The following is a 19,963-nucleotide window of genomic DNA, read 5'->3' as shown; positions in this document are numbered from 1 at the left end:
GCACGTATAATGATGCGGTCCGTCGCACGGCGGAGGCCGAGACCTTGGAGTTCCATGCCCATCAGTCCAGTCGATCGCGCACGCTCCATCGCCGACGAGCCCTTCCAACTCGCCGGCACGACCTCGGCGGTCGGCGGCGGATCCGGCGGCTTCGTCGCCTCGCTCCTGGAGATCCTCCGGCACCGCGAGCTCCTGCGGCTCCTGGTCGGCCGCGAGCTCAAGTCCCGCTACAAGGACAGCAGCCTCGGCTTCGTCTGGAGCCTCGTCCGGCCGCTGATCATGCTGCTGATCTACTACGTGGCCATCGGCCAGATCCTCGGTGCCTCGCGCGGCGTGCCGAACTTCGCCATCTTCGTCTTCTCCGGGCTCACGCTCTGGGGGCTCTTCAGCGAGATCGTCACCGCCGGCACGACGTCGATCCTCGGCAACGGCGGTCTGATCAAGAAGGTGTACCTGCCGCGGGAGATCTTCCCCGTCGCCGCGATCGGCTCGGCCCTGTTCAACTTCGCGGTCCAGTTCGTCGTGCTGATGGTGGGCGCGGTGCTCACCGGCTCGCTGGTCTTCGGCCGGGATCTGCTCTACATCCTCCCGGCGCTCGCGATCACCCTGGTCTACGGACTGGCGTTCGCGCTTGCACTGTCGGCGCTGAACGTCTACCTCCGCGACGTGCAGTTCCTCGTCGAGGTCGGCCTCCAGATCTTCTTCTGGCTGTCGCCGATCGTCTACGCGTGGAACTTCGTGGTGACCGCCACGACCGGCGCCGGCCGGGGCTGGCTCGAGCAGCTGTACCTCTTCAACCCCATGTCCAACGCGATCCTCGCGTTCCAGCGCGCGATCTGGGGCGACGGGTCCCGGGTCAGCATCATCGAGGGCAACGAGATCGCCCCCCAGGTCTGGCCGCCCGACATGGCGCTCCGCCTGCTCATCGTCTTCGCCGTCGGGGTGGTGTTCGTCTGGATCGGACACCGCATCTTCCGGCGCCTCGAGGGCAACTTCGCCCAGGAGATCTGATCGTGACCCTCACCAGCAAGCCGGAGTCGGCCTCGGGCCCCACGGCCACCCCCACCGTCGTCCGCGTCCGCGGCGCGTCCAAGCGCTTCGTGATCCGCAAGGACAAGTCGTTCAAGGAGCGGATCGTCAACTTCGGCCGCGGGCGCAAGCATCGCGACGAGTTCTGGGCGCTGCGCGACGTGGACCTCGAGATCCCGCTCGGCTCCACCGTCGGCCTCATCGGCGCCAACGGCTCCGGCAAGAGCACCCTCCTCAAGCTGATCGGCGGCATCGTCCAGCCGACCACCGGGACGGTCGAGCGCCGCGGGCGACTCGCCGCCCTGCTCGAGCTCGGCGCCGGGTTCCACCCCGACCTCACCGGCCGGGAGAACGTCTACCTCAACGGCGCCATCCTCGGGCTGTCCCGGGCGGAGCTCGACGGCAAGTTCGACGCGATCGTCGAGTTCTCGGAGATCGCCGAGTTCATCGACACCCAGGTGAAGTTCTACTCGTCGGGCATGTACGTCCGGCTCGCGTTCGCGATCGCGATCCACACGGATCCCGACCTCCTGCTGGTCGACGAGGTCCTCGCCGTCGGCGACGAGCCGTTCCAGCGCAAGTGCATGGACCGCATCCGCGCCTTCCAGCGCGCCGGGAAGACCATCGTCCTGGTCACCCACTCCCTCGAGCAGGTCGGCGAGCTCTGCGACCGCACGATCGTCCTCGAGAAGGGCAACGTCGTGTTCGACGGCGAGACGTCGGAGGGTCTGCAGGTGCTCCGCGAGAGCTTCGAGGACCGGCGCCAGGCCCGTCAGGAGCGCGAGGCGGCCGCGGCCGGCGCCGAGGACGAGCCCGCCCCGACCCTCATCGACATCCTCGACTGCCGGCTGCGCGGCGGATCGATCGAGCACGGCGGCATCGTCGTCCGCAGCGGCGAGTCGCTCGAGTTCGACGTCACCGTGCGCACCAGCCGGCCGGTCGACGACTGGAACATCGGCATGGGCATCGACACCCCGCTCGGCCAGCGCGTCTTCGGCACCAACACCGAGCGCATCGGCACCCCGCTGTCGAGCGTCGACGGCGAGATGACCGTCACCTTCACCCTGCCCGATCTGCACCTCGGCGGCGGCAACTACGCGGTGCACGCCTCGGCGGGCACCTTCTCGCAGGGCGAGACCACGCGGACCCCGGTCGCGGCGACCTTCACGGTCGAGCGCTCCTCCGTGCACGACGGCGTCGTCGACATCGACTCCGAAGTCCGCCTCAGCCGGCCGTGAGCGCAGCGCGCGGCCGGCTGCTGGTCGACGCGACCGCGCTCACCGCGCCGCGACTGACGGGCGTGGGCCGGGTCCTGCTCGGGATCCTGCGTGCCCTCGACACGGACGAGGTCGCGGCGCGAGCCGAGGTGCTGCTCGTCGTGCCGGCGAGCGAGGCGGACGCGCTCGAGCGGTTCGGCTTCCGCACCCTCCGCGTGCGCCCGGTGCCGCTCCCCCGCCGGCTGTGGAGCGCGCTGACGCGGCTCCCCTTCCCGGGGATCGACCTCCTCCTCGGGCGCGGCGCCTACTTCTTCCCCAACTTCCGCAACTGGCCCCTCGCCCGCTCGCGGTCGCTGACCTTCGTGCACGACGTCTGCTTCGCGGTCCTGCCCGAGCTGGTCCCCCGCGAGCGCCGCGAGCTGCTCGCGCGGGAGGTGCCGCGGTGGCTCCGTCGCTCCGATCTCGTCCTCACCGGGACTCCGTCCTCCGCGCGCGAGATCACCTCCGCGCTGGGCGTCGACGCGGACCGCGTCCGCGTGCTGCCGACCACGGTCGACGTCGAGCTCTTCCACGCCCGCACCGCGGCCGAGGTCGCCCGGGCCCGCGAGGCGCACTCGCTCGGGCGCTACCTCCTCTTCGTCGGCTCGATCGAGAAGCGCAAGAACCTCGCGACCCTGGTCGACGCCTACGCCGAGGCCGAGAGGCCCGCCGGGCACACCCTGCTCCTCGTCGGCGGCGACGGCTGGGACAACGGCGACGTCCACGACGCCGTCGCGCGAGCGGTCGCCGGCGGGGCGGACGTCCGCTTCGCGAGCGGGTACGTCCCGGACGAGGACCTGCCCGCCCTGCTGACCGGCGCCGACGCCGTCGCGATGCCGTCCTGGCACGAGGGCTTCGGCCTTCCGGCACTCGAGGCGGCCGCCTGCGGGAGTCCCGTCCTCGCCGCCGACATTCCGGGACTGCGCGATGCGCTCGCGGGCCGGGAGGAGGACGCCGTCTTCGTCGCGCCGGCCGACCGAGCCGGCTGGGTCGCCGCGATCGAGGCGGCGGTGCGCAGCCCGCGACGCGTCCCGCCGCGGGAGATGCCGGGCTGGGACCGCGCCGCGCGGATGCTCCTCGACCTGGCTCTCGCCGAGCCGACGGCCTGAGCGTCCGCCGCCGCGTCGGTCAGCGCAGGCGGGGGATGCGGCCGGTGTCCGCGGCTGCGGCCTGGTCGTCCTCGAAGAGGGCGGCGGCGGCCTGCTCCGCCTCGCGGTTCGCGACCACGCCCCCGCTCCGGTGGTGTCCGAAGACCCAGAAGCGGTAGAGCACGAAGCGGAACGCGGTGGCGAGCAGGAGGCCGATGACGTTCGCGGAGATGTTGTCGGCGACGAGGTTGTCGAAGCCGAGCACGTAATGCGAGATGTAGAGCGGCAGCAGGTTCACCAGCATGCCGGCGACCGCGACGACGCTGAACTCGGCGAGCTCGAGGAGGTAGTTGGCGCGGCGGTGCTCGCGGAACGTCCAGTAGCGGTTGCCGAACCAGGTGACGACGGTCGCGGCGGCGACCGCGACGACCTTCGCGCCGATCGGGCCGGAGAGGAGGTGCTCGCCGCCGATCCCGCCGACCCGCAGCAGGTTGAAGACCGTGACGTCGACGACGAGGCCGAGGATCCCGACGACGCCGAACTTCAGCACGTAGGAGATCAGACCGCTGTAGAGCGCCTTCGCCAGCGCGACGGGTCCCCTGCCGGCCACCGGCTCACACCCCCGCGGTCTGCGGCGGGCGGGTGCGGGAGCCCTCGCGGACCCGGATCTTGAGCAGGATCCAGAGGGCCTCGAAGCCGTCCTTGACGGTGATCTTCTTGCCCTCCTCGCGGGTGCGGGCCTTGTAGCTGATCCCGACCTCGTAGGGGCGGTAGCCGCGGGCGAGGAGCTTCGCGGTGACCTCCGCCTCCATGCCGAAGCCCTTCTCCTTGATCTGAAGCGAGCGGTACAGGCTCAGCGGCATCAGCTTGAAGCAGGTCTCGACGTCGGAGACGTAGGCGTTGAAGAGCACGTTCGTGATCAGGTTCACGCCCTTGTTGCCGATGACGTACCAGTAGGAGAACGAGGTGTGGCTGCCGAAGGTGCGGCTGCCGTAGACCAGCTGCGCCTCGCCGTCGAGGACGGGCTGCAGCAGCGTCGGGATCTCGCTGGGCCGGTACTCCTCGTCGGCGTCGCAGATGATGACGTAGTCGCCGGTCGCCTCCTGGACGGCCCGGCTGATCGCCGCGCCCTTGCCCTGGTTCACCGGCTGGTGGAAGACGCGGATGCGCGGGTCCTCCAGCGCGTCGAGGATCTGCTTCGTGCGGTCGCGGCTGCCGTCGTTCACGATGACGAACTCGATCTCGACGCCGTCCTGGAACTCGATCGCGAGCACGCGGTCGACGGCCTTCTGGAGGGTCGCCTGCTCGTTGTAGACGGGCATGAGGATGGAAAGCTTCACGTCGGGATTCTCTCTCGTGCGGCGCCGGGCGGGCTGCGGCGCGCGGTGGGGTCGGGCGCGGGTGCGCGGCGGGGCGAGGCGCGCAGGGTACGCGACGCGCGGCGGGGCGGGGCGGCTACGGCGCGGGGACGACGGTGGACTGGAACCAGGCGATGGTCCGCGCCAGTCCGTCCTCGAGGGGCACGGTCGGCTGCCAGCCGAGGATCTCGCGCGCCTTCGTGATGTCGGGCTTGCGGCGCTCCGGGTCGTCGATCGGGCGCGGCTCGTAGTGGATCTCCGAGTCGCTGCCGATGATCGCGACGATGCGGCGGGCGATCTCGCCCAGCTCCAGCTCGTCGACGCTGCCCAGGTTGATCGGACCCGAGTCCGTGGAATCGGCCATCCGGAGGATCCCGTCGACGAGATCGTCGACGTAGAGCAGCGAGCGGGTCTGGGTGCCGTCGCCGTGCATCGGGATCGAGGTGCCGGCCAGCGCGGCCTTCACGAACGCCGGGACGGCGCGGCCGTCGTCGATGTCCATGTTCGGGCCGTAGGTGTTGAAGATGCGCACGACGCCGGTGTCGACGTCGAAGTAGCGGCGGTACGCGAACGTGATCGCCTCCGCGTAGCGCTTCGCCTCGTCGTAGACGCTGCGCGGCCCGTTCGGGTTGACGTTGCCCCAGTACTCCTCGTGCTGCGGGTGCACGTGCGGGTCGCCGTAGACCTCCGAGGTGGAGGACACGACGAAGCGAGCGCCGTCGCGCTTGGCGACCTCGAGCAGAGCCTCGGTCACGGTCGAGCCCGCGTGCAGCGTCTCGATCGGGTGGGCGAGGTACCGCGGGGGCGACGCCGGGGAGGCGAAGTGCAGGACCACGTCGAAGCGCCCGGGGACGGCGAGGGCGTTCGCGGCGTCGTCCTGGACGAAGGTGAAGCGCTCGTGTCCGCGGAGGGACTCGAGGTTCGCGGTCGAGCCGGTCAGCAGCGAGTCGATCACCACGACGCTGTCGCCACGGCGGACGATCTCGGCCGCGAGGTGGGAGCCGAGGAAGCCGGCACCGCCGGCGAGGAGGAACATGCGGGTCACGGTCGAGGACCGCCTCCTCAGAGTGGGGAACGAAGGGGGAGAGCAGACCGGGAGCCCGGCGAAGCCAAATGAAAATACCATAGGGTTCCGGAGCGCCCCCTCCCCCGCACCGAGCGCGCCCGGTGCCCGACCGAAGGACGACCGCTCTGATGACACCCGAGGACGCGTCCGACACGCCGACCGCACCGGCCGGGCAGACCGACCCCGAGGAGCGGACGACGCCGGGCGAGCAGCCCGGACCGGACGGGCCGACCACCCCCGACGAGCAGCCCGCACCCGCCGAGCAGACCACCCCGGACGAGCAGCCCGCACCCGCCGAGCAGCCCGAACCGGCAGCGCAGCCCACCCCGGTGAAGCGCCGGCCCCGCGTCCTCCTCGTCGACGTGGGCCTGACACTGCTCTCGGCGGTCGTCGCCACGGTGCTCGGCATGCTCGCCCTGCGCGTCGGTGTCGACCAGCTCGGCCTGCGCTGGACCTTCGGCGGGGCCGACCAGGTGCTGCACTACGCGATCTTCTCGAGCGCGCGCGACGTCCTGCCGTTCTTCCCGAACGACCGGCTCGGCTTCCCCGAGGCGCAGAACCTGTTCTTCGCTCCGCTGTTCGATCCGTGGTCCGCCGCGTTCGTGGCGCTCGTCGGTCCGTTCACCCCGGACGGCGTCTGGCTGTTCAACCTCTACAGCCTCGCCGGGTTCCCCGCCGCGGGCGCGACCGCCTACCTCTTCTACCGCGCCCTCCGCCTGCGCCGCCCGACCTCGCTCGTCCTCGGGGTCCTGACCGCGATCCTCCCCTACCACTTCTTCCAGCTCGCGCTGGGGCACCCGTTCCTGGCCAACTACTGGTCCGTCCCCCTGATCGGCGTGCTCCTGCTCGTCATCGGAGGCGACGCCACCGATCCGCTGCGGCGCTGGACCTCGGGGGTCGCCGGCCGGCGCCGCCACGTCCTCCGCGGTCTCCTCGTGCTGGTCCTGGCGATCGCCGTGGCCTGGACGCAGTCGTACTACTTCGTCTTCGGTGCCATCGTCCTCGGTGCCGCCTGGGCCGTCGCGGTGGTGACCGTGCTCGTGCGGCGCGCTCCGCTGCGGACCCTGGCCTGGCCGACGTTCGCGCTCGGCGCCCTCGTCGTCCTGATCGCGGTGCAGCTGCTGGCCCTCTCGAACGACCAGGGCGACCGCTACGAGAAGTACTTCCAGGGCCGCTCGGCGCAGGAGTCGGAGATCTACGGCGGGAAGATCCAGAACCTGCTGCTGCCCGCGCCCTTCAGCGGGTTCGGCCCGCTCGCCGCGCTGGCCCGCGGGTACGAGAACTCGAGCGAGGTGGTGCCGACGTCGGAGAACCCCGTCACGGCGGTCGTCGTCTCGGTCGCCTTCCTCATCGTGCTGCTCGTCGTCCTCGTGATCCTCTTCAGCGCCGGTCGCCCCGCGCTCGAGCGCCGGTCGCGCCTCGGCGAGCTCGTCGCCGACGCCCGCGTGGGCCTGCTCTCGCAGGCCTTCGTCGTCGGGCTGCTGTTCTTCGTGGTGGCGGGCCTCGGCGCCGTCCTGGCCTACGTCGTCAGCCCGGAGATCCGCGCCTGGTCGCGCTTCTCCATCGTCCTCAGCGTCCTCGCCCTCGGCGTCGCAGGACTGGCGATGGAGGCGCTCGCCCCGCGGCTGCGGCTCCTCCTCCCGATCCTCGCCGCCGTCGCGGTGGTCGGCCTGGTCGACCAGGTCGGCGGCGCCTCGACCGGCATCGACGTCGAGGCCACCAGCGACTCCGCCCTCCGCTCCTTCGTCGACGAGAGCGAGGCGGTGCTGCGGTCCGACTGCGGCGTCGTGCAGCTCCCGCTCAAGGACTTCCCCGAGACCGGCGCCATCGGCGACATGGGCGACTACGACGAGGCGCTGCCCTACGTCTACTCCTCGGACGAGGACGGCCTGCGCTTCAGCTACGGTGCCGTGCGCGGCACGCACTCGGCCGACGACTGGGACGACGCGACCACGACCCGTGCCTTCGAGCGCGAGTACGACGCCTCCGGCGCCTGCGCGGTCCTCGTCGACACGGCGGCGTACGTCGACGACCCCGACGGCTGGCGCGCCTTCGTCGACGCGGTCGCGGACCCCGACGCCCCCGCCGTCACCAGCGACGACGCCGACCAGCGCTGGCTGCTCTTCCGCTCGTGAGCGGCGCCGCGGCCGGCGGCCTCGGACCGCGGACGCCCCGCGGTCACGCGGCGACCGCGGTCAGGGCACGACCGGGAAGACCAGCCAGCGCCCGGAGGAGGACTGCGCCGTCGGCGTGAGCGCTCCGCTCACCGCGACGACGTCGTCCTCCCAGGCGCTCTCGCGACCGACGTACGCGGCGGTGTCGACGGAGACGGCGCACGCCCCGCTCGCGCGCACGGCCGCGGCGAACTCGGCGGGTGTCCCGAGGTCGTCGAAGACCTCGTAGCCCTCGGTGCCGCCGACCGAGCCGTAGCTCCAGGCGAGATCCTCGCCCTCGGTCCGCAGATACGGGAGGGCGGGGTCGTAGTCGCCCATGCTCCCGATCGCCCCGCTGTCGGGGAAGCTCTTGATCGGCAGCTGCACCACTCCGCAGCCGTCCGGCAGTGCGGCGTCGGTCTCGGCGACGAGCGCGGAGACCTCGGCGTCGTCGGTCGGCGCGATCGGCACCATCCGCGCGACGCCCGCGAGCTGATCGAGAGCGGCGACGCCGACGATCACGACGGCCGCCGCGATGCGCAGTCCGCGCCGGGTGATCCGGCCGAGGGCGATCGCGACCGCGCCGAGCCCGAGCAGGATGATCACGATCGACAGCCGCGACCACGCGCGGATCGTCGGATCGAGGAACAGCGCGACCGCCATGCCGAAGCCCGCGATGACGAAGAAGGCGAGCGTCCAGAGCGCCGCGATCGCGAGGACCCGCAGCCGCTCGTCCGAGAGGAGCCGGCCGACGGTGGTGAGGCGGAGCGCCCGTCCGCCGACGGCACCGGTCAGCGGCAGCGCCAGCAGCAAGAGGCACAGCCCGGCGATCGCGAGCACGGGCATGCCGGGCGGCTCGGTCGTGACGGCGACGGCGGTCCCCGTCGAGTAGAGATTCGTCAGGGCGCCGATCTTGGGCAGCTCGGTGCCCTGCCAGGGCAGGAAGAGCGAGAGCAGCTTGCCGGCGAAGATCTCCGACTCCCCCACTCCGCGGCTCTGGAAGTAGGCCGTCGTGCGCTCGCCCCAGTCGCTGCCGAGGACGGCGATCTCGATCCCGACGAAGACCCCGAGGACGGCCAGCGGCAGCCCCCGGCCGAGGACCTCGCGCAGCGGCACCCGGCTGGCGAGACCGGCGAGTGCGCACAGCGCCCACACCCCGCCGAGCACGAGCACGCTGAAGACGTAGTAGTAGCCGCTGCTCGACGCGATGAGGGCGGGGAGGACGAGGACCGGCACGGCGCCGCGCAGCAGCCGCGCACGCGGCGTCGCACCGCGCGCCCGCCAGGCGCGGAACGGGTCGGTCCGATCACCGGCGGCGACGAGGACCAGGATGCCGAGGAGGGGGATCGCCCAGTACGCGGCGAGGAACGGGTGCCCGTAGCCGACCCGCAGGAAGTGGTAGGGGGCGAGGCTGAAGACGGCGGCCAGGAGCGCCGACGCCCAGACCGGGGAGCGCAGGCACCGGAAGAAGGCGTAGCCGGTCAGGGCGGTGGAGGCGAAGGTCAGCAGGGTGAAGACGTTGAGCAGCACGAAGCCGTCGCGGACGACGAGGCTCAGCGCGCCGGCCGTCACCGCGGCGGCGACGTCGAACTGCGCGGTGAAGAAGGCGTTGAAGCCGTCCGGGAATCCCAGGGCCCCGTTCTCGGTGAAGGGGAACGCCTGCGTCGCGCTGCGGAAGAGCAGGTAGTGCAGCGTCTGGTCGCCGCCGCCCACCTGCCAGCGCTGCGTCATCGCCGCCGGCGTCACGCCCAGCGCGACGACGGCGGCGAGCACGCTCGCACCGGCGGCGGCGAGCGCCGCGCCGAGCTCGACGAGCAGGCGCCGGCGCGTCGCGCCGCTGCGGCCCCGCGCCTCGGAAGCGGGACGCGCCCGCTGCTCAGAGGCCACGCTCGGCCTCCGCCGTCTCGATGCCGCGCTGGACGATCGTGTTCAGGGTCGACTCGCCCGCGGTCCCGGCGTAGTCGTAGACGTCGAAGGTCGGGCAGGCGGTCACCGAGGCGGGCTCGCCGAGCGTGCCGAGCGCGAGGGCCGCCCAGTCCGGGTCCCGGTCGGCGAGCACGTAGCTGAACGTCTTCGACCGGTACTCCGCCGCGTTGTTCATCCAGAGCTGCGGTGTGAAGTCGAAGTTGACCTGCTGCACGTCGACGGACGGATCAGCGTAGAGCGCCAGCGGCCGGGTGGTCCAGAACGAGCCGACCCCGGCCAGGTCGCGACCGTCGAGCCACTGCTCGAGGCACGCGCGCTCCGGGGTCGAGCCGGCCTGCGCCGCCGCGCTGCGGATCGGACCGGCCGCGAGGACGGCGCCCACCGCGGCGACGAGCACGACGAGGGCGGCCGCCGCGGTGAGCACGGGCCGGGGCATCCGCAGGCGGCGCAGCAGGCCTGCCCCCGGCAGACCGGGCGGGACCCAGTCCTGGAGAGCGGGCAGCACCATCAGGGCGGGGAAGACCGCCAGCGGCAGCAGGTAGCGGCTGACCAGGCTGCCGGTGACGATCTGGCCGAGCACGAGGGACGCCGAGGCGACCAGGACGAACACGGCGAGGACGACGCTCGAGTCGGCCACGGCCCAGGGCGTCTCCGGCCGGACCTGGGTCGCCACCGCGACGACGAGCGTGAGCACGGCCGCGAGCAGGAGCAGGGCGACGACGAGGATCTCGACCTTCCCGAGCCGGGTGGAGCCGACGTCGCGCACCTGCAGGAGGAAGCCGTCGACCGCGGAGCCCGCCCGCTCGAGGTGGAGGTAGGTGGCCGCGTCGACGGCGACGAAGCGCGCGAAGGCCCCTCGGGCGGCGTAGCCGATGCCCGCGCCGGCGACGAGCACGGCGGAGATCAGCAGCGCTGGGCGCCAGGCCATCCGCCGGAGCACCAGGACGGCCAGCAGCGAGACGACGGCCGGCGCCGTGAACTGCAGGGCGAACAGCGGATTGGCGAGGGTGGTCGCCGCCGAGACGACCGCGGCCCCGATCAGAGCGAGTGCGGTGCGCCGCGCGGTCGGCGGGCGGGCGGGGTCGAAGCCGCCGCTCGCCTCCGCCATCAGGGCGAGCGTCAGGACCGCGGAGAGAGCGACTCCCGAGTAGTAGGTCGTCAGGAGGATGCCGCTCGCGAACGCTCCCGCGTTGATCAGGCCGCGGACCTCGGTCGCCGCGAGCAGGAGCACCACGGCGGTCGCCGCGACCGCGGCGCCGATCCGCCAGGCGCGGGGTCGCCCGGCCAGGACGCGCCCCGCCAGCCAGCGCACCGCGAGGTGCAGGACCGCCACGTTGACGAAGGCGTTCGCGATGAGCGCGCCGACCGCCGACCCGCCGGCCAGCGCGAGGCTCACCAGGTAGAGCGGGAGCTCCGGGAACAGGAGGAGCTGGCTCGTCATCACCCACTCGAACGGCTCGCCCTCGGCGACCGACCGCACCAGGAGCGGGAGGGCGAGCGAGTCGCCGTCCGAGAGCAGGTACTCCCACCACGGCGTCGCCGACAGCCGGCCGAGCACGAGCGCCGTCCCGGCGAGGACGAGCAGCAGGCCGGCGGCCTCGAGGAGGACGGCACGGCGGCGGGAGGGAGCGGAGACGACCGCCGTCATCGAGACCCGTCCCGCCCGAGGCGGATCCGGAGCACGAGGAGGAGGCTCCGCAGCAGGGTGTTGCCGGGGATCTTCGAGGTCCCCTCCGTGCGGTCGAGGAAGACGATGGGGATCTCGCGGACCCGCCGGGCGGCGGTGAGCGCTCGGTGCTTCAGTGCGATCTGGAACCCGTAGCCGGTGGCATCGACGGTCTCGAAGTGGATCCGCTCGAGCAGCTCGCGGCTGAACAGGTTGAAGCCGCCGGTCCAGTCGGTCAGGCGGGAGCCGAGGATCGCCCGGGCGTAGATGTTGCCGCCCCGGCTGAGGATCTTCCGGTCGAGCGTCCAGTCCGGGGTGCCGCCGCCGGGGATGTAGCGCGACGCGACGACGAGGTCGGCGCCCGCGCGCACCTCGCGGAGGAAGTCGGCGAGGTACTTCGGGTCGTGCGACAGGTCGGCGTCCATCTGCAGGATGCAGTCCGGGGCGTCGTCGGCCTCGAGGATCCGCTCGAACGCCCAGAGGTAGGCCGCGCCGAGACCCTCCTTCGTCGTGCGGTCCAGCACCTGCACCGAGAACGACGGGGTCTCGAGCTCGGGGGCCAGGGCACGCGCCTTCTCGGCCGTCCCGTCCGGCGACGAATCGTCCACGACGACCGAGCGGACGACGACGTCGGTCTCGCGGGCCACAGCGGCGGCGACCCGGCGCAGCAGCTCGGCGATGTTGTCCGCTTCGTTGTACGTGGGGGTGACGATGGTGAGCGAGAGCATGCGGTTCCGATTCGGGCGGGGACGTGGACGGTCCGCCGGGGCGGAGGCGGTGGAACAGTATCAGCGTGCACCATGTCGTCCTGTGTGAGAGGAAGCAGGACGTCGCGTCGTCGTTCTCAGGTTCAGTTCCCCCGATGGAGGGTTCCAGTACAGATCGGCCGCGTACTCTCGCCCTCATCGCTCCCGCCCGGGTCGCGAGGACCCCGAGGAGCACCGTGTCGCGTCAGTCGAGTCCGTCTGCGGGGAGAGCGGCGCGCCTGCTGGAATCGCAGAAGGTGCGCTTCCTCGTCGCCGGCTCGCTCAACACGGCGCTCGACTTCCTCATCCTCAACGCGCTCGCCCTGCTGGTCGGGCTGCCCACGCTGGTCGCGAACGTCGCCTCGGTGACGGTGGGGATCTCGATCTCCTACCTGCTGAACCACTTCTTCGTCTTCCGGCACCCCGACCGGCCGACCGTGCGCACCTTCGCGCAGTTCTTCCTGGTCACCGGCTTCAGCTCGCTCGTGCTCCAGTCGCTGATCATCTACGGCTTCGAGGTCTTCTTCGACACCCGGTTCGGCACCTCGCTCCTCTTCCTGCCCAGCGCGGGCGAGAAGGCCTTCCTCGCGATCAACGTCGCGAAGGCGGTCGCGGTGATGGTCGGCCTGGTCTGGAACTTCTGCCTCTACAAGTTCGTCGTGTTCCGTGCGCCGTCCACGGCGATCGCCCCCGAGCTGGGCGAGGTCGTCGACGAGGTGGAGTCCGCCGCGCGCTGAGCGCCGGAGCCCCGCTCGGGGCCCGTGCTAGCCTCGTCGAGTTCTTCCGACGGTGCCCCCGCCCGTCGACGCCGCTCCCCCGGAGGCTCTCATCGCCCGCTCGACGTTGCCCATCGCGGTCGTCGTCGTCACCCACTTCTCGGGTGAGGTCCTCCGCGCCTGCCTCGAGTCGATCCCGGAGGCGACCGAGCACGACGTGCGCGTCGTCGTCGTCGACAACGCGACCACCGACGACTCCGTCCGTCGCGTCGTCGAGCGCCGCCCCGAGGTGCTCTTCCACGAGACCGGTGAGAACCTCGGCTACGGCAGGGCGATCAACTACGCCGTCGACCGCCTCGGCCCCGAGATCGAGTGGATCCTGGTGACGAACCCGGACACGGTCTTCCTGCCCGGCTCGATCGACGCGCTCTACGCGGCGGCGACCGCCGATCCCGGGATCGGCTCGATCGGCCCGCGCATCCTCGACTCGGACGGCACGGTCTACCCCTCGGCGCGCGCGCTGCCCTCGCTCGGGACGGGAGTCGGCCACGCGCTGCTCGCGCACGTCTGGCCGGGCAACCCCTGGTCCCGCCGATACCGCCGCTCCCGCGCGGTCGAGACGATGCAGCACGGCAGCATGACGGCCGGCTGGCTGTCGGGCGCCTGCGTGATGGTGCGGCGCACCGCGTTCGAGCAGATCGGCGGCTTCGACGAGCGCTACTTCATGTACTTCGAGGACGTGCAGCTCGGCGACTCGCTCGGGCAGCGCGGCTGGTCGAACGTCTACCTCGCCGACGCGGTCGTGTCGCATCTCGGCGGGCACTCGACGCGGCTGGCCTCGGCGCGGATGCTCGCGGTGCACCACCGCAGCGCGTACCTCTACCTCGCGCAGAAGTACGACGCCTGGTACCAGGCGCCCGTCCGCCTGGCGGTCCGCCTCGGCCTCGGCGTGCGCGTCGCGCTGATGCGCCTGCGGCCCAGCCGCTGACGCCGGTGGGTCTCGAGACGCCCGCTCCGCGGGCTGCTCGGTCAGCATGAGAGCCGTGCTGGTCGAGCAGCCGCGCAACGGCATCTCGAGCGGCGAGGACGCTTCGCGTCTCGGTGGTGAGGGAAAGGACGCGCCGCGCCCCTTCTCCATGCTGGTCGAGTAGCCCCGCAGGGGCGTATCGAGACCGACCGTCTCCAACAGGGCGGGTCTGCAGACTCGCGTTCTGACGGTGGTGGATCTCGATACGCCCGCTCCGCGGGCTACTCGATCAGCATGAGAGGCACGCTGGTCGAGCAGCCGCGACGCGGCGTATCGAGACCCCGCCGCGTCAGCGACCGAGCTCGAGCAGCCGCTGCAGGTAGGCGCCGTAGCCGCTCTTCACCAGCGGCGCGGCGAGCTCGGCCAGCGCCGCGTCGTCGATCCAGCCGTGGCGCCAGGCGATCTCCTCGATGCAGCCGATCTTGAAGCCCTGGCGCTGCTCGATCACGCGGACGAACTCCGTCGCCTCGATCATCGAGTCGAAGGTCCCGGTGTCGAGCCAGGCCGTGCCGCGGTCCAGCACCTGCACGTTCAGGGTGCCGGCCTCGAGGTAGCGCTCGTTGACCGTCGAGATCTCGAGCTCGCCGCGAGCGGAGGGCTCGATCGTCTTCGCGATGCCGACGACGGAGTTGTCGTAGAAGTACAGTCCCGGCACGGCGTAGTTGCTCTTGGGCTTCGCCGGCTTCTCCTCGATGGAGAGCGCGTGGAACGCGTCGTCGAACTCGACGACGCCGTACGCCCGCGGATCCGCCACCTGGTAGGCGAAGATCACTGCGCCCTCGATCTCGGTGTTGGCCGCGAGCGCCGTGCCGAGCGCCGTGCCGTGGAAGATGTTGTCGCCGAGCACCAGGGCGACGGAGTCGTCGCCGATGAATTCCTCGCCGATCAGGAAGGCCTGCGCGAGCCCGTCGGGCGACTCCTGCACCGCGTAGGACAGCGTCATGCCCAGGCTCGAGCCGTCGCCGAGCAGCGCGCGGAACTGGTCGTTGTACTCGGGGGTCGTGATGATCAGGACCTCGTCGATCCCGGCCATCATCAGCGTCGACAGCGGGTAGTAGACCATGGGCTTGTCGTAGATCGGCATCAGCTGCTTCGAGATGCCCTTGGTGATCGGCCAGAGCCGCGAGCCGGAGCCGCCGGCGAGGATGATGCCCTTCACGAGTGCGCTCCGTCCAGCTGGGCGTAGAGCGCCTTCGCCTCGGCCCAGGTCGGCAGGATGCCCTGCGCCTCCGCCTCGGCCAGAGTCGGCGCGTCGGTGTCCTTCGGCGAGAGCAGCGGCTCGCCCGCCTCGGCCGGGAAGCCCAGGCCGATCCGCTCGTCGAGCGGGTCGATGCCCTTCTCGCGGACCGGGTCGTAGGTCGAGGAGACCAGGTAGGAGACGACCGCCCCCTCCGTCAGCGCGACGAAGGCGTGGGCGAGGCCCTCCCCGAGGTACACCGAGCGGCGGTCGACGTCGTCGAGCAGGACCGAGTCCCACTGCCCGAAGGTCGGCGAGCCGACGCGGACGTCGATGATGTAGTCGAGCACCGCGCCGGAGAAGCAGGAGACGTACTTGGCCTGCGACGGCGGGATCTGCGCGAAGTGGATGCCGCGGACCGTGCCGCGCTTGGAGACCGAGGTGTTGCCCTGCTGCAGCGACAGCGGGTGCCCGACCTTCTCGGCGAGGCGGTCGAAGCGGTAGAACTCGTAGAACACCCCCCGGTCATCGGGGAACTGCCGCGGTGTGACCTCGTAGGCGTCGGGGATCTCGAGCTCTCTGATCTGCACGGTCACGAGTGTACTGAGCGCTCGGCGACCCGCCGACGCCGCGGCGGACCGTCGCCGCCGGTGCGCCGGGGTCCGCGCGTCGGAGGCCTCCGGCATGATGAGACGGTGACCTTCCTCCTCACGGGCGCCTCCGGCATGCTCGGCACCGACCTCCGCTCCTCCCTCGGCGATCGCGCCGTCACGGCGCTCGGCCGCGCCGACCTCGACGTGACCGACCTCGACGCCGTCCGCGCCGCCGTCGCCGGCCACGACGCGGTGCTCAACTGCGCGGCGTACACCCGGGTCGACGACGCGGAGAGCGACGAGGAGGAGGCCCGCCGCGTGAACGCCCTCGGCGCGCAGAACCTCGCGATCGCCACCGCCGAGATCGGTGCCGCGATCGTCCAGGTCTCGACGGACTACGTCTTCGACGGCTCGGCGACCAGCCCCTACGCCGAGTCGCACCCCCGCGGCCCGATCTCCGCCTACGGCCGCACCAAGGCCGAGGGTGAGGAGCTCGTGCTCGCCGCGAACCCCGAACGGGGCTACGTCGTCCGGACGGCCTGGCTCTACGGCGCGCACGGCGGCAACTTCGCCAAGACGATGGTCCGCCTCGCCGGCGCGCACCCCACGCTCACCGTCGTCGACGACCAGCGCGGTCAGCCCACCTGGACGGGTGATCTCGCCGACCGCCTGATCGCGCTCGTGGACGCCGCGGCTCCGGCCGGGATCTACCACGGCACGAACGCCGGCGAGACGACCTGGTTCGGCTTCGCCCGCGCCGTGTTCGAGAAGGCCGGGCTCGACCCGGAGCGGATCCGGCCGACGGACAGCGGCAGCTTCGTCCGCCCGGCCCCGCGGCCCGCCTACTCGGTCCTCGGTCACGACGCCTGGGCTGCCGCCGGTCTCGCGCCGATGCGCTCCTGGCAGGACGCGCTGGCCGCCGCTCCGCTCGAGGCGGTGACGCCGTGACCACCACGCTCCGAGTGGTCGTCGACCAGATGCTCGCCCGCGTCCCCGGCGGCATCGGCCGCTACACCGAGGAGCTCACCCGCGAGCTGATCCGCACCGCCCCGCGCGACTGCGAGGTCGAGGCCGTCTTCTCCGCGCATCCGCCGGAGAAGGAGGAGGATCTGCGGCTGCGCCTGCCCGGGCTCGCTCACCTGCACCGCCTGCACCTGGGCCGCCGCGAGCTGTCCCGCGCCTGGCAGTACGGCATCGGCATCCCCTCCGGGGGCGGAATGATGCACGCCCCGAGCCTGTTCGCCCCGCTGCGCAGTCACGAGGGCCGCGAGGGCGAGCAGATCGCCGTCACGATCCACGACACGGTGCCGTGGACGCACCCCGAGACGCTCACCCCGCACGGCGCCAAGTGGCACCGCGCGATGGCGAAGCGCGCGCAGAAGTTCGCCGATGCGGTCGTCGTCCCGACGCACGCGGTCGCGCAGCAGCTCTCCCAGGTCCTCGACTTCGGCGACCGGATCCGCGTCATCGGCGGTGCGGTCGGCTCGGGGCTCGTCCTGCCCGACGACGCCGACGAGCGCGCGGCGGCCCTCGGGCTGCCGGCCGAGTACGTCCTCAGCGTCGGCACGCTCGAGCCGCGCAAGGGCCTGGTCTCGCTGATCGCGGCGTTCGGCGAGGCGTCGGCCCCGGAGCTCCCGCTCCTGATCGTCGGGCCGACCGGCTGGGGCGAGCTCGACATCGCCTCCGTCGCGGACGAGCAGGGCCTCGGCGAGGACCGGGTGCGCGCGCTCGGCGTCCTCAGCGACACCGATCTCGCGCTCGTGCTCAGCCGGGCCACCCTCTTCGTCTACCCGAGCATCGCCGAGGGCTTCGGCCTGCCGGTGCTCGAGGCGATGCACTTCGGCGTGCCGGTCGTGCACTCGGACGACCCGGCGCTGCTCGAAGTCGCGGCCGACGCCGGTGTCGCCGTCGAGCGCGGCGATGCGAAGCACTACCCGGAGCGGCTCGCCCTCGCGATGAGCAGCGTGCTCTCCGACACCGGACTGCGCGAGCGCCTCTCGGTCGCCGGCCGCGACCGCTCCCGCGCCTTCAGCTGGCGCGACTCCGCCGAGCGCGTCTGGGCCCTGCACGCCGACCTCTGAGACGCGCTGATCCGCAGACCCGTCACCTGACGGCGGTGGATCTCGATACGCCCGCTCCGCGGGCTACTCGATCAGCATGAAAGCGATCGGCGACCTCGGTCGGTCGAGCAGCCCCGAAGGGGCGTCTCGAGACCGCGCCCGCCACCAGGGCGGCTTTCGGCGCTACTGCGCCGGGTCGTCCGGGAAGAGGCCCTGGTGCACGAGGGAGCGGACCACGTCGTAGTCCGGATCGCGGTCGACCTCGACGACGGGCGGGATCAGCTCGACGACACCGATCGGCTGGGCCTTCGTCTTGAGCCCGAGCTGGACGAAGTAGCCGAGCATCCCCTGCGGGACGTCGGTCTTGATCACCTGGGAGCCGGCGGCGGCCACGTCCTGGAACTTCGAGAGCACGTTGGCCGGCTCGAACTGCTCGAGCAGCGCGGTCTGCACCTGGCGCTGCCGCGCCATCCGGTCGTAGTCGCTCGTCGTGTAGCGCGAGCGGGCGTACGCGAGCGCCTGCTCGCCGTTGAAGTGCCAGGGGCCGGGGTCGATCCACTGGTTGACGCCCTGCATCACGCCGTCGGAGTCGGGGAGCCCGCCGAGCGGCAGGGGCTCGGTGCCCTGGTAGTCGATGTCGATGCCGCCGAGCGAGTCGATCAGCTGGGCGAAGCCCTCCATGTCGATCAGCGCGTAGTACTGGATCGGGATGCCGAGCATGCCCTCGACCGCGTCGCGGGTCGCCTCGATGCCGGGCTCGCTGCCCTCCGCGACCGCGTCCGGGTAGAGCTCGGGGTGCTTCAGCTCGACCTCGGTGTAGATCGAGTTGAGCTTGCACTTGTCGACGTCGCAGTTGTCGAGGTTGTAGCCGTCCGGGTACAGCTCGTGCATCGGGCTGTCCTCGGGGAACGGGATGTTGATGAACTCGCGGGAGACGCCGATCGTGGTCGCGGCGCCGGTCGACGCGTCGATGCTGACGACCGAGATGCTGTCCGGGCGCAGGCCGTCGCGGTCCTCACCGGCGTCGCCGCCCAGCAGCATGATGTTGTAGCGGCCGTCGATCGGCGCCTCCATCGCCCCGCCGCCGAAGATCGAGGACAGCGTGCCGCGGGTGATCCCGATCAGGTAGGTGCCGTAGGCGGTCGAGCCGACCGAGACGGCCATCAGCGCGATCGTCGCGAAGGCGAGCACGGCCCGCATCCTCGGCCGCGCCCGCACCAGCCGGATGAGCCGGAGGGTGTCCAGGGTGAGCACGAGCCAGACCACGCCGTAGACGACCAGGGCCGCCTGCAGAGCGAGCATCGACAGGTCGAAGGTCGCGAGCGTGTAGAGGCCGGTCGGGAAGACGAAGTAGAGGAGGACGGCGACCAGCAGCGCCGTCCAGAGCGCCAGGGTGAAGCCGAGGCCGAGCCGGCCGAGGCGGCGGTTGCCCGCGAGCACCTGCGCGGAGCCGGGGACGAGCAGGTTGCCGATCAGCAGCCACCAGGCGCGCCGGGTCATGAAGGAGCTCGAGCGGACGTCCGGGTGCCGCAGCGGAAGTGTCATCGCCGTCACAGGCCGGCCACCAGAGCGTCGTTCTTGGCGGCGACCTGCGCCTCCAGGTCCGCCGCGAAGGCGTCGAGGCGCTCGGACAGCGCGTCGTCGCCGATCGCGAGCATCTTCACCGCGAGCAGCCCGGCGTTGCGGGCGCCGCCGATCGACACGGTGGCGACGGGGACGCCGGCCGGCATCTGCACGATCGAGAGCAGCGAGTCGAGGCCGTCGAGCCGCGCGAGCGGCACGGGGACGCCGACGACGGGCAGGGAAGTGACCGCGGCCAGCATCCCGGGCAGGTGGGCGGCTCCGCCGGCACCCGCGATCACGACGCGCAGGCCGCGCGAGCGCGCTCCGCGGCCGTAGTCGATCATCGCCTGCGGAGTGCGATGGGCCGAGACCACGCGGACCTCGTGCGCCACGCCGAACTCCGCGAGGGTCGTCGAGGCGGCCTGCATGACCGACCAGTCGGAGTCCGACCCCATCACGACGCCGACGAGCGGGGAGGGACCGTTGACGAGCGCGTCGGCGCTCACGGGGCGGTACCGGCGGGGAGGGCGGAGGGCGTG

Annotated in this window: 18 protein-coding genes; 8 read left to right on the top strand and 10 right to left on the bottom strand. The window is 71.9% G+C overall.

The window, feature by feature from the left end; genetic code table 11:
- Positions 1 to 54: 54 nt before the first annotated feature.
- Genes EDF22_RS04220 through EDF22_RS04210 form a run of 3 tightly spaced genes read left to right on the top strand, consistent with a single transcriptional unit; the run spans position 55 to position 3,394 of the window.
- Positions 55 to 1,011: an ABC transporter permease gene (locus EDF22_RS04220; RefSeq protein ID WP_123444370.1), complete on the top strand. Its 957-nt coding sequence runs from the start codon at positions 55 to 57 to the stop codon at positions 1,009 to 1,011.
- 2 nt (positions 1,012 to 1,013) lie between these two features.
- The gene (locus EDF22_RS04215) at positions 1,014 to 2,267 is read left to right on the top strand and encodes an ABC transporter ATP-binding protein (protein ID WP_123444369.1); all 1,254 of its coding nucleotides are present in this window, start codon (positions 1,014 to 1,016) and stop codon (positions 2,265 to 2,267) included.
- Positions 2,264 to 3,394 (top strand): glycosyltransferase family 1 protein, encoded by a 1,131-nt coding sequence (locus tag EDF22_RS04210; RefSeq protein WP_123702631.1) that lies wholly within the window; start codon positions 2,264 to 2,266, stop codon positions 3,392 to 3,394. Before EDF22_RS04215 ends, EDF22_RS04210 begins: the two co-directional genes overlap by 4 nt.
- A gap of 19 nt (positions 3,395 to 3,413) precedes the next feature.
- Here EDF22_RS04210 and EDF22_RS04205 read toward each other — a convergent pair whose 3' ends face one another.
- The 3 genes from EDF22_RS04205 to EDF22_RS04195 form a co-directional block, all read right to left on the bottom strand.
- Entirely contained in the window at positions 3,414 to 3,983 is a 570-nt protein-coding gene (locus EDF22_RS04205; protein WP_243586413.1) for a GtrA family protein, read from the bottom strand.
- Positions 3,984 to 3,987: 4 nt separating this feature from the next.
- Positions 3,988 to 4,713, bottom strand: coding sequence for a glycosyltransferase family 2 protein (locus tag EDF22_RS04200; RefSeq protein WP_123702629.1), 726 nt, complete (start codon positions 4,711 to 4,713; stop codon positions 3,988 to 3,990).
- Between the two features lie 115 nt (positions 4,714 to 4,828).
- Positions 4,829 to 5,767 (bottom strand): NAD-dependent epimerase/dehydratase family protein, encoded by a 939-nt coding sequence (locus tag EDF22_RS04195; protein WP_123702627.1) that lies wholly within the window; start codon positions 5,765 to 5,767, stop codon positions 4,829 to 4,831.
- Positions 5,768 to 5,925: 158 nt separating this feature from the next.
- Here EDF22_RS04195 and EDF22_RS04190 point away from each other — a divergent pair, with 158 nt between their 5' ends.
- Positions 5,926 to 7,932 (top strand): hypothetical protein, encoded by a 2,007-nt coding sequence (locus EDF22_RS04190; RefSeq protein WP_123702625.1) that lies wholly within the window; start codon positions 5,926 to 5,928, stop codon positions 7,930 to 7,932.
- 60 nt (positions 7,933 to 7,992) lie between these two features.
- Here the strand turns inward: EDF22_RS04190 and EDF22_RS04185 are convergent, their stop codons facing one another.
- From EDF22_RS04185 to EDF22_RS04175, 3 genes are read right to left on the bottom strand one after another with little or no spacing between them, the layout of a single operon-like run.
- Positions 7,993 to 9,837, bottom strand: coding sequence for a hypothetical protein (locus EDF22_RS04185; RefSeq protein ID WP_123702623.1), 1,845 nt, complete (start codon positions 9,835 to 9,837; stop codon positions 7,993 to 7,995).
- Entirely contained in the window at positions 9,827 to 11,524 is a 1,698-nt protein-coding gene (locus EDF22_RS04180) for a hypothetical protein (RefSeq protein WP_123702621.1), read from the bottom strand. Before EDF22_RS04180 ends, EDF22_RS04185 begins: the two co-directional genes overlap by 11 nt.
- Positions 11,521 to 12,270, bottom strand: a complete 750-nt coding sequence (locus EDF22_RS04175; protein ID WP_123702619.1) for a polyprenol monophosphomannose synthase — start codon at positions 12,268 to 12,270, stop codon at positions 11,521 to 11,523. Before EDF22_RS04175 ends, EDF22_RS04180 begins: the two co-directional genes overlap by 4 nt.
- A 275-nt stretch (positions 12,271 to 12,545) precedes the next feature.
- On the opposite strand from EDF22_RS04175, the gene EDF22_RS04170 reads away from it, so the two are divergent.
- Positions 12,546 to 13,025 carry a GtrA family protein gene (locus EDF22_RS04170; RefSeq protein WP_260303276.1) on the top strand — a complete coding sequence of 160 codons (480 nt, stop codon included), beginning with the start codon at positions 12,546 to 12,548 and terminating at the stop codon, positions 13,023 to 13,025.
- Positions 13,026 to 13,077: 52 nt separating this feature from the next.
- Positions 13,078 to 13,992 carry a glycosyltransferase family 2 protein gene (locus tag EDF22_RS04165; RefSeq protein WP_244209381.1) on the top strand — a complete coding sequence of 305 codons (915 nt, stop codon included), beginning with the start codon at positions 13,078 to 13,080 and terminating at the stop codon, positions 13,990 to 13,992.
- 328 nt (positions 13,993 to 14,320) lie between these two features.
- On the opposite strand, the gene rfbA is transcribed toward EDF22_RS04165, so the two are convergent.
- Positions 14,321 to 15,190, bottom strand: a complete 870-nt coding sequence (gene rfbA / locus EDF22_RS04160; RefSeq protein ID WP_123702615.1) for a glucose-1-phosphate thymidylyltransferase RfbA — start codon at positions 15,188 to 15,190, stop codon at positions 14,321 to 14,323.
- Positions 15,187 to 15,798: a dTDP-4-dehydrorhamnose 3,5-epimerase family protein gene (locus EDF22_RS04155; protein ID WP_123704683.1), complete on the bottom strand. Its 612-nt coding sequence runs from the start codon at positions 15,796 to 15,798 to the stop codon at positions 15,187 to 15,189. The genes rfbA and EDF22_RS04155 overlap by 4 nt, the downstream gene beginning before the upstream one ends.
- A 105-nt stretch (positions 15,799 to 15,903) precedes the next feature.
- Between EDF22_RS04155 and rfbD the strand changes: the two genes are divergently transcribed.
- Both rfbD and EDF22_RS04145 read left to right on the top strand, forming a co-directional pair.
- Positions 15,904 to 16,749 carry a dTDP-4-dehydrorhamnose reductase gene (rfbD, locus tag EDF22_RS04150; protein ID WP_123702613.1) on the top strand — a complete coding sequence of 282 codons (846 nt, stop codon included), beginning with the start codon at positions 15,904 to 15,906 and terminating at the stop codon, positions 16,747 to 16,749.
- Positions 16,746 to 17,882, top strand: coding sequence for a glycosyltransferase family 1 protein (locus EDF22_RS04145; protein WP_260303275.1), 1,137 nt, complete (start codon positions 16,746 to 16,748; stop codon positions 17,880 to 17,882). Before rfbD ends, EDF22_RS04145 begins: the two co-directional genes overlap by 4 nt.
- Before the next feature lie 162 nt (positions 17,883 to 18,044).
- On the opposite strand, the gene EDF22_RS04140 is transcribed toward EDF22_RS04145, so the two are convergent.
- Together EDF22_RS04140 and purE are read right to left on the bottom strand one after the other, a co-directional pair.
- Entirely contained in the window at positions 18,045 to 19,406 is a 1,362-nt protein-coding gene (locus EDF22_RS04140; protein WP_123704679.1) for an LCP family protein, read from the bottom strand.
- 5 nt (positions 19,407 to 19,411) lie between these two features.
- Positions 19,412 to 19,879: a 5-(carboxyamino)imidazole ribonucleotide mutase gene (gene purE / locus EDF22_RS04135; protein ID WP_123704677.1), complete on the bottom strand. Its 468-nt coding sequence runs from the start codon at positions 19,877 to 19,879 to the stop codon at positions 19,412 to 19,414.
- Positions 19,880 to 19,963 lie beyond the last annotated feature (84 nt).

The organism is Rathayibacter sp. PhB127 (genome assembly GCF_003751665.1).
Taxonomy (GTDB): domain Bacteria; phylum Actinomycetota; class Actinomycetes; order Actinomycetales; family Microbacteriaceae; genus Rathayibacter; species Rathayibacter festucae.
The sequence above is the reverse complement of the archived record's forward strand: the minus strand, read 5'-3'. Positions and strand labels throughout refer to the sequence as shown.

Excerpts from the sequence above, each read along its gene's own strand:
- EDF22_RS04220 (WP_123444370.1), top strand. The coding sequence starts at position 55 with ATGCCCATCAGTCCAGTCGATCGCGCACGCTCCATCGCCGACGAGCCC.
- EDF22_RS04195 (WP_123702627.1), bottom strand. The coding sequence starts at position 5,767 with ATGTTCCTCCTCGCCGGCGGTGCCGGCTTCCTCGGCTCCCACCTCGCG.
- EDF22_RS04190 (WP_123702625.1), top strand. The coding sequence starts at position 5,926 with ATGACACCCGAGGACGCGTCCGACACGCCGACCGCACCGGCCGGGCAG.
- EDF22_RS04180 (WP_123702621.1), bottom strand. The coding sequence starts at position 11,524 with ATGACGGCGGTCGTCTCCGCTCCCTCCCGCCGCCGTGCCGTCCTCCTC.
- EDF22_RS04175 (WP_123702619.1), bottom strand. The coding sequence starts at position 12,270 with ATGCTCTCGCTCACCATCGTCACCCCCACGTACAACGAAGCGGACAAC.
- EDF22_RS04140 (WP_123704679.1), bottom strand. The coding sequence starts at position 19,406 with ATGACACTTCCGCTGCGGCACCCGGACGTCCGCTCGAGCTCCTTCATG.
- purE (WP_123704677.1), bottom strand. The coding sequence starts at position 19,879 with ATGGGGTCGGACTCCGACTGGTCGGTCATGCAGGCCGCCTCGACGACC.